Raw genomic sequence first — 11,843 nt, forward strand, 5'->3', positions numbered from 1 at the left:
CCCATGACCCAGATGACCGTCAATGACCGTCCGGTCCGTTTCGATATGGACGCGCAAACGCCCCTTCTGTGGGCGCTGCGCGATGCCGCCAATCTCACCGGCACCAAATATGGCTGCGGCGTGGGCGATTGCGGCGCCTGCCTGGTGCTGATCGATGGGGAGGCGCTGCGGTCCTGCCTGGTCACGCTGGCAGAGGCGGAGGGGCGCTTCATCACCACCATCGAAGGGCTGGCGCGCGATCGCAGCCATCCGGTGCAACAGGCGCTGGTGGCCGAACAGGCGATCCAGTGCGGGTTCTGCACGCCGGGCATCGCCATTGCCGCCGCCGCACTGATCGCCCGCAATCCCGATCCCAGCGAGGCCGATATCAAACAGGCCGTGCCCAATCTGTGCCGCTGCGGTGTCTATCCGCGGCTGGTCAGGGCCATCCAGCGGGCAGGGCGCGTGGCCCGCCGCCGGGAAACCATCAGCGCCGCGCCTGCACCCGGCATCGATCCTGCCGATGCCGCGCAGGCGGTGCCGGCACTCAGGATGCTGGGTGAGGAAGAATAACTCGTTATTGCGAGGAGCGCAGCGACGAAGCAATCCAGTGCAGTGCAAGCCAAACCGCAGTGGCGGGATATGTTCGCTGCCCTCGGCCCTTGATCGCCGTGGATTGCCGCGGCCCTTACAGGTCCTCGCAATGACGAAGTGCCTGTTGCCCTAGAACTTCATCCGGGCGCCCAGCGTGGCTGTCAGCGGCTTGGCGGGCTGGATGTTGTTGTCGCCGTGGGCGGAGGGGTAATATTCCTCGTCGAACAGGTTCTCGATATTGACCTGCAGGCCAAGGCTGTCGGTCACGTCGAAATAGATCGCCGCATCCACCCGGGTATAGGCGGGCAGCACCACGTTGTTGGACATGGAGGCGAACTGGCGCGACTGGTGGATCACGCCTGCACCAAAGCCCAGCCGGTCCGTCACGTCATAGCGCGTCCAGGCGGTGATGTGGTGCTTGGCCACCTGTTGCAGCGTGGTTCCGGCAACGGCGGCGCTGGTCGTTTCGGTGATCTCGCCGTCCAGATAGGCATAGCCCAGGCTGACATTCAGATTGTCCACCAGTTCCCCCGCAAGGCCGAATTCAAAGCCTTCCACCTGGCTTTCCCCGGCAGCCACGGTCAGGCCGGATCCGGCCGGATCGGGAGCCTGCGTGTTGTCGCGCGTCAGGCGGAAGATGGCTGCGGTCAGGAACAATTCGGGATGGATCGACCATTTGATACCGGCTTCCCAGTTCTCGAAAGTCTCCGGCTTGAGCGCCACATCGACCGAATCGAGCACGGTGAACTGGTCGCCCGACTGCGGCAGGAAGCTCTCCGAGAAGCTGGCATAGAGCGAGATATTGTCCTGCGGCTTGACGATCACGCCCAGCCGCGGGCTGAAGCGGCTGTCCTTGCGGGCAGCGGCATAATTGGCGACCAGATCGGTCGAAGACAGGTCGAACTCGTCATAGCGAACGCCCGCCACCAGCTGGACAATGCCCAGGTCCATCTGTTCCTGAATGTAGAAGGAGACGGTGGACAGGTCGGATGTGGTGGCGCGCTGCGGCACCAGGGTGAAGGCGGGCGGCACGATCACATCGGCCAGCGGCACGGTGATCGACGTATCCGCGCCATTGTTGAACCGGGCCTGATTGCGCACCGAATCGGTATCGCCAGAGGTGAACTCCGCGCCCACCAGTATCGTGTGAGCAATGGAGCCGGTGTCGAAATTGCCGACCAGATTGGCCTGACCGATCAGATTGGTGCGGGTGGTGGCGCTTTCATATCCGGCCAGCCGCGTGGTGGTGGCGGTGGTGCCGCTGCTGGGGACCAGATTGGCATAGAACTTGTCATAATCGGCATATTGCAGGCTGGCATTCACGCTGATCGCGCGCGAGAAATCATGCTCCACCCGGGCGCGGGCGATGTGTACTTCAACTTCGCTGTTGTTGTAATCGGGATCGCCGAAGAAGGTCTTGTCATAGCCCGCCAGCGGCAGGCCGTTCAGGCTGGGGATGCCGCGATCGGTGACGCGCTCGTCATTGTCATAGGTGTAGCTGGCGATGAAGCGCGTGTCGGCGCCCGGCTCGATCGTCAGCGTGGGGGTAACGCCGATGAAGCGGCCATTGTAGAAATCGCGGTGGTTGGCGAAATCCTCATAGGTGGCATTCAGGCGCAGCGCCGCAGTGGATGACACGGGCGTGTTCACATCGCCCGAAACGCTGAACGCACCAAAGCTGTCGATGCTGGCCGCGCCGCTGCCAAAGGCCATGTCGGTTTCGGCCATCTTGCTGACGCGGTTGACCGCGCCGCCGCCCGCACCGCGCCCGAAGATCAGCGCATTGGCGCCCTTGAGCACCTCGATCCGGTCAACATTATACAGCGAGCGGTAATATTGCGCATCGTCGCGCAGGCCGTCGAGGTAGAAGTCGGCGGTGGTTTCCTGGCCGCGGATGAACACTTCATCGCGGTGGCCCTCGCCGCTTTCCAGGCTGACACCGGGGACATAGCGCAAGGCATTGCCCAGCTGGGTCACGCCCTGATCCTCAATCTGGTCGGAGGTGATCACGGTAACGGTCTGCGGCACGTCGATCAGCGGGGTGGGGGTCTTGGTGGCGGTCGATCCATCGTCGCCCACATAGCTGTCGACCTGTGCTGTCACCACGATGTGGGTCGGCAGGTAATCGCGCTGGGCGGCTTCGTTCGCCTGCGCCGGCACTGCCAGGAACAGGGACGATGCGGACAGCAACAGGGCGGAGCGAAGAGTGGTGGAATGTGTCAAGTGACCCTCGATTTTCTTGCGAATGATTTGCAAAAGCGCCTCTATTGAGAGTCATTTGCAATCGCAATAGAAAACTGGGCCTTGGCCAAATTTTTGTGCCGGGCTAGGCCTCGTGGCTACAATTCGAAGGGGAGTTCGAGCCGATGAAGGCCACCATCTGGCACAATCCGCGTTGCAGCAAATCACGCCAGGCGCTGCAAATCCTGCGCGATGCGGGCGATATCGACATCGAAGTGGTGGAATATCTCAAGCAACCGCCAGGCCGGGAAAAGCTGGCTCAGCTCTACCGCGATGCCGGCATGTCTCCGGCTGAGGGATTGCGGCTGGGCGGAACTGACGCCAGGGAACGCGGACTGCCCGGCGCCGATGCAGACACGGTTCTGGATGCGATGGCCGCCGATCCCGCGCTGATAGAACGTCCGCTGGTGGAAACCGAAAAGGGCGTGCGCCTGTGCCGTCCGCCGGAACGGCTGGAAGAAATCCTCTAGGCCGGCATCCCAACCCCTTGCGAAATTCGCCATGCGAGACCAATTTGCGACCTGAAAGTTGCAAAAGCCGGACAATTTTGCGACTGGATCGATAATCCTGAAAGGCGCGTCATGTCGTGTCGGCTGAGCTGGGGGCATGAAATTTTTCAATGAATGGCAATGAATTGGCCGAGCAGCGCGGAATTCCGCGTCTGCTGAACAGGTTGAAGCGCTCTTTTGGACCGGCTGGCGTGTTCTTTCGCGGCTTCATGGACAATCCGCGCATGGTCGGCGCGATCATGCCGTCTTCCCCCATGACGGTGAAGGCGATGCTGGATCCGGTGGACTGGCAGCGCTGCAAGCTGTTCGTCGAATATGGTCCGGGCGTGGGCACGTTCTGCCAGCCCGTGCTCGACCGCCTGCCGCGCGACGGGGAATTGCTGGTGATCGACACCAACCCGATGTTCATCGATTACCTGCGCCGCACGATCACCGACAGCCGCTTTCACGCCGTGCTGGGATCGGCAGAGGATGTGGAGGACATCGTCCGCTCCATCGGCCATGAACGGGCCGATTACGTGCTCTCCGGCCTGCCCTTTTCCACCCTGCCCGAAGGCGTGGGCCCGGCCATTGCAGCGGCCACTGCCCGCGTGATCCGCAAGGGCGGAGCGTTCCTGACATACCAGTACACCGGCTCTGCCCGCGATCTTACCGCGCGCTATTTCCCGCGGGTGGAATCGGGTTACGTGTGGGCCAATATCCCGCCCTGCGTGCTCGCCTGGGGCTGGCAGGACTGACAGCTGGCGAGGGCCAGACGGAGGGGCAGAGTGCCGCCCCGGCCAATCCCTCAGCCGCCCGGCTGATTACCCAAAAGTCTGGTTCAGCGCGCTGGTGGACGGACCGGACAATTGCCGGTGGATGGCTGCCAGAACCGCCACGAACAGAACCGTGACCGCGGCGCCGACCAGCGACGATATCACCGTCAGCACCGTGCTCAGCACCCCGCCGGATGTCAGCGCGCCCAACGCTCCCACGATCATGCCAATGACCAAGGCCAGGACGATATAGGCGACGATGATCAGCGCGAAGAAGGCAAAGATACGCACGCTGTTGCCCTTGGTCAGCTGCCAGCTGCGCTGCAGCACGCGGATGGGATTGGAAACCCGGTCGATCGCGATCACCGGCGCTGCCAGCGAGAATTTGACCGAAACATAAATCATCCCGACCACGCCGATCAGCGATGCCAGGCCTATCAGCACGCCAATACCGCTTGCCGCTGAGACGCCGATCAGCAGCGTCAGCGCCAGAGTGGCGCCGATCACGAACAGCAGATAGGTCCCCAGTGCGGGCAGAATGCCCTTGATCCCGGTCTGGATCGCCGCACCTACAGTGGGATGGCTGTCATCGCGCAGCAGCGCCAGCAGCGACAGATATCCCACCAGCTGGGCCATGAAGCTGATCAGCACCAGCCACCAGTAATCGGCATAGAATGCCTGCACCACACCGGTGAACCGGGCGATGGCGGCCTCATCAACGGATTCGAGCGGCGGAAAATCGGGTGTGGTCAGCGAGAGAATCACCCCAGGCAGGAAGAAGAACAGGCCCGCCACAATCGCCAGAACCTCACGATTTGCCCCGATCATGCTGGTCGCCTCGCTCCAGGCCTTGCTCATATCGAATTTCATGGCGCTATTCCTCTCCCCTTGTCGGCGCATGTGATAACCGCCAAAGCACCCTCCACGCAATCTCCCAAAGAAAATGGCCCAGAGACAATGGCCCAATTGCCCGATCCCGATACGCATCCGCCCGCTGGCCCGATCGAATGGCGCACCAGCCACACAGCGGTGCCCTATCGTGAGGCGCTGGCCGTGCAGCAGGCGCGCAATGAGGCGATCCATGCCGGCGGCGAGCGCGAACTGATCTGGCTGCTGGAGCATCCGCCGGTCTATACCGCCGGGACCAGCGCCGATGCCGCCGAAGTGCTCGATCCGCGCTTCGAGGTGGTGGAGACCGGGCGCGGCGGGCGCCATACCTATCACGGGCCGGGGCAGCGGGTGGGCTATGTGCTGCTGGATCTGGCCAAGCGCGGCAAGGACGTGCGCCGCTTCGTCCACGGGCTGGAGAACTGGGTTATCGCCACGCTGGGCGATTTCGGGGTGGAGGCGTGGGCAGTGCCCGACAGGATCGGCATCTGGACCACCGACATTGACGGGACCGAGGCGAAGATCGGGGCGATTGGCGTGCGCGTGCGGCGCTGGGTCACGATGCATGGCTTCGCCGTCAACCTGTCCCCCGACCTGACGCATTTTACCGGCATCGTGCCGTGCGGAATTGCCGAATATGGCGTCACCAGCATGGACAGGCTGGGCATCACGCTTGCACCGGGGGAGTGGGATGAGGCATTGCAGCGACGCAGCGGCGAATTCCTGGCCGCCATCAGCGATCATCAGCCATCCTGGCCTGATTGAACCGGAGTGAAACAATTGCGCGTGACCCGTATTGCCCAGCGTTCGGCCCAGCGTTCGGCCCGGTTTTTGACCCGGTGTTTGACCCGGTGTTTGACCCTGTGCGGCCCCGTCCTGCTGCTGGCTGCCTGCAGTGATGATCCCGATGCGGTTCAGGAAAGCGACGGACGTGAGGCTTCGGGCGAAGTGCTCGAAGGATCGATCAGCGATGAGATGATCCCGCTCGACCAGCTGCAATCGCAGGCACCGCATTTGCAGGAAGTACCCGCGAGCGGTGCCCCGACCGCTGCCGCAGATGAAGGCGATGCCGAACCATCGGCGGATGACACGGGTGAGGCGGCGGAGCCCGAAGCCGCGCCCGCACCGCCTGAACCGGAGTAAAGCTCAGCCGGGTTTTTCCGGACCGACGTTTTTCCCACGCGCGCTTCCCCGGGTGGTGCTATCACCCGCCATTATTGCAAAAGACAATAAGGGGGGAATCATGCAAACCGACAAGAAGACCGAAGGCTGGGATACCAGCTACGAGTGGAAGATCATCCTGATCCTGAGCCTGACCTTCGGGCTGGTGGGTCTGGATCGCTTCATCCTGCCAGTCCTGTTTCCGGCATTCATGGATGAACTGGGCCTCACTTATGAGGATCTGGGCAATCTGGTCGGCATCCTTGCCGTGTTCTGGGGCATATCCGCCTTTGCCATGGGCTTCCTGTCGGACCGGGTGGGGCGGCGCAAGGTCCTGATCCCTGCGGTCATCATCTTCTCGCTGATGTCCGCGCTCAGCGGCATGGCGGGCGGACTGGTGGGCCTGCTGATCATCCGCGCCATCATGGGCCTGGCCGAAGGGCCGGTGGCCTCCACCGGCGTGGCCGTGGCGGTGGAAGCATCGCATCCCAAGCGGCGCGGCATGAACAACGGCATCTTCCAGTGCATGATCTCGCTGTTCGGCAATGCCATCGGACCGATCATCGCCACCCAGCTGCTGCTGGTAACGGACTGGCGCACGGTGTTCATGCTGGTGGGTATTCCCGGCCTGATCATGGCTGCGGCCATGTTCTTCGTGATTCGCGAACCTGCCCATCATGTGGCCGCCGGCAAGGCGGCACCGGGTGAGCCAGCTGCGGCCCCGGTGGTGCGGCCCAGCATTCCCGATCTGTTCAAGCACCGCAACGTGCCATTGGCGATGTTCACGCTGATGTGCGCGATGGGCGGCGTGTTCGTGATGGGCGCAATGATGCCCAATTACCTGACAGACTATCTGCAGCTGTCGTTGCAGGACATGGGCATTGTGACTGCGGCCATCGGCTTTGGCGGCTGCATCGGCCAGTTTGCCATGCCGACCCTGTCCGATTTCATCGGCCGCAAGGTGACCATCCTGATCTCCTATATACTGGCGGCGGTGTTCACCTATCTGTTCACGCAGGCGGGAGCGGAAAGCCTTTCCACCCTGTTCTGGCTGCTGTTCTTCGCCGCGCTGTTCAACTTCTCCGCCCTGGCCATTCTGGCCGGGCCGGTTGCGGCAGAGGCAGCTCCGCTGGGGATGGTGGCATCGGTGGCCGGTCTGGTGATCGGTGCGGGTGAGATATTCGGCGGCGGCGTGGCGCCGGTCATTGCCGGGCAGATCGCCGGGTCCAGCGGCATCCAGCACGTGTTTACCTTTGCCATCGCCAGCCTGATCGTGGGCTTCTTCATCGCCCTGTTCCTGAAGGAAACGGCACCGCGCAAGACGGGACTGGAATAAGACGGGTCTGGAGTAATCACCGTATCGGCGGGCGTTGCCTTCTGGTGAAGGCGCGCCCGCCGCGCGGTGCCGGTGGCTGGCCCTAGCGCACGCTTTCCAGCAGGCGGCGTGCCTGTGCCAGATGCGGCTGGTCGATCATCCGCCCTTCCAGTTGCAGCGCCCCTGCGCCCGGACTGGCGGCAAAGGCATCGACAATCGCCTGCGCCTCGGCAATCTGCGCCTTGCCGGGCCAGAACGCCTCATTGATGATCGGCACCTGATCGGGATGGATGGCCAGCATGCCGCAAAATCCGTCGGCAAAGCTGTTTGCGGCAATCGTCTTCAGGCCGTCCAGATCCCTGAAATCGGCATGCAGCGTGTCTATCGCGGCCACCCCGCGCGCATGGGCGGCCAGCAGCACCATGGACCGGACCATGCGGAACAGGTCTGTCCACGCCCCGTCAGCATCGCGCTTGCGTGATGCGCCGATGGCGGCGGACAGGTCCTCTGCGCCCCAGGTCAGCCCGGCAAGCCGGGGCAATGTGTCACTTGCATAATCGGCGATGGACAGGCTGGCGCGGGCGGTCTCGCTCACCAGCGGCAGGATGCGGGTGGCATTGGGGGCAATGCCGCTGCGCTGCTCGATCTCGTAAAGCTCTGCCGCCAGCATCCGCAACTGCTCAGGCCCCATCGCCTTTGGCACCATGATTCCGTCAGGATGGCCGGGCAGGACAGCGGCCAGATCGTCGCGCCACAGGTTCCCGTCCAGCGGGTTGATCCGCACCCAGCGCTGAAACCCATCGCCCGATGTCACCTGCCGGCGGTGCGCGGACAGCCATTGCTGCGCCATGCCGCGCGCGGCCACCTTGGCATGCGGCGCAACCGCATCTTCCAGATCGACGATGACCACATCGGCGCCCGCAGAGGCGACCTTGGCCAGCTTCTTCTCGCTATCACCTGGCACGAACAGCCAGCTTCGCATCTTCATCCAAGCTCTCCTGACCCGTGATGGGCCGATTGTATCAGCCGTGCACATGGCAGCAAAGCCTAAGGGCTTGATGAAACGGCGCGGTTAAAGCTTGTAAATCTCTCTTCCACTTCGGCCAGGTCCGGGCCGCCCAGAGACAGCCGTGCCTGATCGCGCAACAACACGCCCTCGCGGTGCAGAATGGCAATCCTTTTCAGGTCCCTGATCGGGGCGGCTGCATTGCGCAGCGTGTCCAGCATGACCTTGGCGGCAATCGGGTTGGTGGCCACGGCGCTGCGGATCGCGCCAAACCCGCGCGCAACATAATGGGCAAAATCATCGGGCAGCGGGTGGACCCGGCATGATCCGTCATCATCCGGACAGATCAACTTGGTCAGCCTGCGGCAGCCCAGCTCGGACGTTGCCGCGCCCAGCCAGTGCAGCGCGGTGATGGCGGTGAAGGGATCGTTGATGCCGGGGGACAGCGCGCGCAGGCCGATCTCCACCAGCTCATCGATCAGGAATTGCGGGTCCTGTTCGGGCGTGCGCGATGCGCCCAGTGTGAAGTTGTCGAGCAGGGCCTGCCTGATTGCATCGGTGTCATCGCAGCCGCTCACCTGCAGCAGCGCCATCCCCGGATGCACGAAATCGCCGGTGCGCACCCGCAAGATGATATCGCAGTCCTCCTTCGCGCCGATGGCTGCCAACTCGGTAAACTCGATCAGCTGCACATAGCCGGGCCTGTGCGCCAGGATGGCCTTGCCCTGGGGCCGGTCCTGCCCGTCATCCTCGCCGCCCGGATCGGGATAGGTCTCCTCAATGCCCTCGATCAGCCGCTGGCCGATGCCTTTCAGCACATTGTTGATGCGAATGCCCGATGGCACGTGGTTGAGGAAATAGACCAGCACCGCGATCGAAAGGGCCATCAGCGCATAGGCGACCAGCAGCGAGAGTTGCGGCACAAAGCCGGGCAGGGCGGTGGAGGCGGCATCGGCGGCACTGGCCGCGCTCTCATCCTCGCCGCGGATGGTGCGCAGCACGGTGATGGAATAGACGAATGTGCCGATGAAGGTGGCGAGCGAAAGCTGGTTGCCCTTGTCCTCCATGAAATTGGTCAGCAGGCGCGGGCCATAAGTGCCGCTGGCATAGCTGACCGCGACGATGGTGATGGAAAACACGGTGGAGGCAACCGCGATCATCGATCCGGCGATCACCGTCAGCATGTTGGACGCGCCATCTGGCCGCGCAGGCGTGATCCAGCTCAGGTCATTGACCCACGCGGCAAAGCCATTCCGGTCAAGATAGATCAGCGCAAGGGCCAGCGCCGCACCGATGATCGAAAACAGCGCCGGATAGAACCAGTAATTGGCGTTAAGCCGCGCCCAGAACCATCGGATTTGTGCTGTCATGTGAAAGGTAACGCGCGGGCGGCGGGATGGTTGCGGTGAGCAGTGCAACCATCACGGTCAATCCCCGCTTGGATTACCCAGATCGCCCTTGCCCACGGTGCCCGCGGCCATTTCCAGCATCTTGTCCAGGCTCCTCTTGGCATCCAGCCGCAGCTGTTCCTCGATCTCGATGCGCGGCTCCAGATCGCGCAGGCACAGGTACAGCTTCTCCATCGTGTTGAGCGCCATGTAGGGGCAGATGTTGCAGTTGCAGTTGCCGTCCGCGCCCGGCGCACCAAGGAAGGTCTTTTCCGGGATCGCCTTTTCCATCTGGTGGATGATATGCGGCTCTGTCGCCACGATCAGCGTGTCGCCGGGGAAGGTCTTGGCGAAATTGAGGATGCCGCTGGTCGAACCGACATAATCGGCATGGTCGATGATGTTGGGCGGGCATTCGGGATGCGCGGCCACTGGCGCTCCGGGATTGGCCTGCATCAGCTTCATCAGTTCACGCTCGCTGAAAGCCTCATGCACGATGCACACGCCGGGCCACAGCAGCATGTCGCGGTCAAACTTGCGGTTGAGATAGCCGCCAAGGTGGCGATCCGGGCCGAAAATGATCTTCTGGTCCCTGGGGATCTGCGACAGGATGGTTTCCGCGCTGGAACTGGTGACGATCACGTCGCTCAGCGCCTTCACCTCGGTCGAGCAGTTGATGTAGGTCAGCGCGATATGATCGGGGTGACGTTCCCGAAAGGCCGCGAATTTCTCCGGCGGGCAGGAATCTTCCAGCGAACAGCCGGCTTCCATGTCGGGCAGCACCACGATCTTTTCCGGCGAAAGGATCTTGGCGGTCTCGGCCATGAATTTCACGCCGCAAAAGGCAATGACATCGGCGTCGGTCTCCGCCGCTTTCTTGCTCAGTTCCAGCGAGTCACCGACAAAATCGGCAAGGTCCTGCAGCTCCGGCCGCTGGTAATAATGCGCCAGGATCACCGCATTGCGCTCCTTGCGCAGGCGGTTGATCTCTTCAAGCAGGTCCGTGCCTGCGGGGATATTTGCGTGGGCGCTCATGTTACCTCTTCATTGCCAGAAACGGGCCGTATCTGAACGATATAGCGCGCTCACGGAAAATTGCATTATCTGCCAGCGATCGGGGACCAGCTTTCACCCGATCTGGCCACCTCGCCGCGCCGTTCCAGCTCAATCAGATGGGCATGGACGCTCTGCGATGCGGCGGGCCACAGCTTCTCGTCCACGCCCTTGTACATCACCGGAACCAGCGCTGCGATGGGGCGTGCCTCCTCCTCAAGCAGGCGGATGATCTGCCGTTCGCGCTGTTTGCGGTGGCCGAACATGCCGCGCACCAGCTGGCGCGGATTTTCCACCGCCGGGCCGTGTGCGGGGTAATAGATGCGGTCCTCGCGCTCATACAGTTTCATCAGGCTGGCCATGTAATCGGCCATGTCGCCGTCGGGCGGGACCACCACGCTGGTGGACCAGCCCATCACGTGATCGCCGGTGAACAGCGCGCCGCTCTCCTCGTCCGATCCCTCTACGTCCAGCGCATAGCACAGGTGGTTGGAGGTGTGGCCCGGCGTGGCAATGGCGGTCAGCGTCCAGCCGGTGGCGCAGATACGCTCGCCATCAGCAAGTACCAGATCGGGCGCATAGAGCTTGTCGAACGGAGCATCCACGCGCGGCGCGTCGCTCTCTATCGCCAGCGCCGCGCAGCCGATGATCGGCGCGCCGGTCGCCTCGGCCAGCGGGGCGGCGGCGGGCGAATGGTCGCGGTGGGTGTGGGTGCAGGCGATGGCCAGCACCTGCCCCTCGCCAATCGCGCCTAGCAGCGCCTGGATATGATCGCCATCGGCGGGACCGGGATCGATCACCACCAGCTCGTCATCCGTTCCCACCAGATAGGTCTGCGTGCCGGTGTAGGTGAAGGTCGAGCCATTGGCGGCCAGCACGCGCCGCACCAGCGGCTCCAGCTGCTCACATTTGCCGGTCGGCCAGGGTTGCGGGGGGAGTGTCATGGCGGGCATA

General features: G+C 63.1%; 12 protein-coding genes. 6 read left to right on the forward strand and 6 right to left on the reverse strand.

Going from position 1 to position 11,843, the window contains the following annotated elements; translation table 11 throughout:
* The first annotated feature begins 3 nt into the window (after window positions 1–3).
* The gene (locus GRI32_RS08560) at window positions 4–552 is read left to right on the forward strand and encodes a (2Fe-2S)-binding protein (protein ID WP_160591241.1); all 549 of its coding nucleotides are present in this window, start codon (window positions 4–6) and stop codon (window positions 550–552) included.
* A gap of 150 nt (window positions 553–702) precedes the next feature.
* On the opposite strand, the gene GRI32_RS08565 is transcribed toward GRI32_RS08560, so the two are convergent.
* Window positions 703–2,796: a TonB-dependent receptor gene (locus tag GRI32_RS08565; protein ID WP_160591243.1), complete on the reverse strand. Its 2,094-nt coding sequence runs from the start codon at window positions 2,794–2,796 to the stop codon at window positions 703–705.
* Between the two features lie 143 nt (window positions 2,797–2,939).
* On the opposite strand from GRI32_RS08565, the gene arsC reads away from it, so the two are divergent.
* Complete coding sequence (arsC, locus tag GRI32_RS08570; RefSeq protein ID WP_160591245.1) at window positions 2,940–3,284, forward strand: arsenate reductase (glutaredoxin); 345 nt, start codon at window positions 2,940–2,942, stop codon at window positions 3,282–3,284.
* Between the two features lie 149 nt (window positions 3,285–3,433).
* The gene (locus tag GRI32_RS08575) at window positions 3,434–4,060 is read left to right on the forward strand and encodes a class I SAM-dependent methyltransferase (RefSeq protein WP_160591247.1); all 627 of its coding nucleotides are present in this window, start codon (window positions 3,434–3,436) and stop codon (window positions 4,058–4,060) included.
* Between the two features lie 66 nt (window positions 4,061–4,126).
* Here GRI32_RS08575 and GRI32_RS08580 read toward each other — a convergent pair whose 3' ends face one another.
* Window positions 4,127–4,948, reverse strand: coding sequence for an EscU/YscU/HrcU family type III secretion system export apparatus switch protein (locus GRI32_RS08580; RefSeq protein ID WP_160591249.1), 822 nt, complete (start codon window positions 4,946–4,948; stop codon window positions 4,127–4,129).
* 87 nt (window positions 4,949–5,035) lie between these two features.
* Here GRI32_RS08580 and lipB point away from each other — a divergent pair, with 87 nt between their 5' ends.
* The 3 genes from lipB (at window position 5,036) to GRI32_RS08595 (ending at window position 7,463) form a co-directional block, all read left to right on the forward strand.
* Window positions 5,036–5,731, forward strand: coding sequence for a lipoyl(octanoyl) transferase LipB (gene lipB, locus GRI32_RS08585; RefSeq protein WP_202386006.1), 696 nt, complete (start codon window positions 5,036–5,038; stop codon window positions 5,729–5,731).
* A 90-nt stretch (window positions 5,732–5,821) separates the two neighbouring features.
* Window positions 5,822–6,109, forward strand: a complete 288-nt coding sequence (locus GRI32_RS08590; protein WP_160591251.1) for a hypothetical protein — start codon at window positions 5,822–5,824, stop codon at window positions 6,107–6,109.
* A gap of 100 nt (window positions 6,110–6,209) precedes the next feature.
* On the forward strand, window positions 6,210–7,463 hold the full coding sequence (locus GRI32_RS08595) for an MFS transporter (RefSeq protein ID WP_160591252.1): 1,254 nt from the start codon (window positions 6,210–6,212) through the stop codon (window positions 7,461–7,463).
* 82 nt (window positions 7,464–7,545) lie between these two features.
* Here the strand turns inward: GRI32_RS08595 and GRI32_RS08600 are convergent, their stop codons facing one another.
* From GRI32_RS08600 to GRI32_RS08615, 4 genes are all read right to left on the reverse strand, one after another.
* A complete protein-coding gene (locus GRI32_RS08600; RefSeq protein ID WP_160591254.1) occupies window positions 7,546–8,430 on the reverse strand; it encodes an HpcH/HpaI aldolase/citrate lyase family protein in 885 nt (294 codons plus the stop codon).
* 59 nt (window positions 8,431–8,489) lie between these two features.
* On the reverse strand, window positions 8,490–9,818 hold the full coding sequence (locus tag GRI32_RS08605) for a DUF2254 domain-containing protein (protein ID WP_160591256.1): 1,329 nt from the start codon (window positions 9,816–9,818) through the stop codon (window positions 8,490–8,492).
* A 57-nt stretch (window positions 9,819–9,875) separates the two neighbouring features.
* Window positions 9,876–10,871 (reverse strand): quinolinate synthase NadA, encoded by a 996-nt coding sequence (nadA, locus tag GRI32_RS08610; protein ID WP_160591258.1) that lies wholly within the window; start codon window positions 10,869–10,871, stop codon window positions 9,876–9,878.
* Between the two features lie 65 nt (window positions 10,872–10,936).
* Window positions 10,937–11,842, reverse strand: a complete 906-nt coding sequence (locus GRI32_RS08615; RefSeq protein WP_160591754.1) for an MBL fold metallo-hydrolase — start codon at window positions 11,840–11,842, stop codon at window positions 10,937–10,939.
* Window position 11,843: the final 1 nt, after the last annotated feature.

It is taken from the genome of Alteraurantiacibacter aestuarii, assembly GCF_009827405.1.
Taxonomy (GTDB): Bacteria; Pseudomonadota; Alphaproteobacteria; order Sphingomonadales; family Sphingomonadaceae; genus Alteraurantiacibacter; species Alteraurantiacibacter aestuarii.

Coding starts and splice junctions, on each gene's coding strand:
- GRI32_RS08575 (WP_160591247.1), top strand. CDS start 3,434: ATGAATGGCAATGAATTGGCCGAGCAGCGCGGAATTCCGCGTCTGCTG.
- GRI32_RS08560 (WP_160591241.1), top strand. CDS start 4: ATGACCCAGATGACCGTCAATGACCGTCCGGTCCGTTTCGATATGGAC.
- GRI32_RS08615 (WP_160591754.1), bottom strand. CDS start 11,842: ATGCCCGCCATGACACTCCCCCCGCAACCCTGGCCGACCGGCAAATGT.
- arsC (WP_160591245.1), top strand. CDS start 2,940: ATGAAGGCCACCATCTGGCACAATCCGCGTTGCAGCAAATCACGCCAG.
- GRI32_RS08605 (WP_160591256.1), bottom strand. CDS start 9,818: ATGACAGCACAAATCCGATGGTTCTGGGCGCGGCTTAACGCCAATTAC.
- lipB (WP_202386006.1), top strand. CDS start 5,036: ATGGCCCAATTGCCCGATCCCGATACGCATCCGCCCGCTGGCCCGATC.
- GRI32_RS08595 (WP_160591252.1), top strand. CDS start 6,210: ATGCAAACCGACAAGAAGACCGAAGGCTGGGATACCAGCTACGAGTGG.
- GRI32_RS08580 (WP_160591249.1), bottom strand. CDS start 4,948: ATGAAATTCGATATGAGCAAGGCCTGGAGCGAGGCGACCAGCATGATC.
- nadA (WP_160591258.1), bottom strand. CDS start 10,871: ATGAGCGCCCACGCAAATATCCCCGCAGGCACGGACCTGCTTGAAGAG.
- GRI32_RS08600 (WP_160591254.1), bottom strand. CDS start 8,430: ATGAAGATGCGAAGCTGGCTGTTCGTGCCAGGTGATAGCGAGAAGAAG.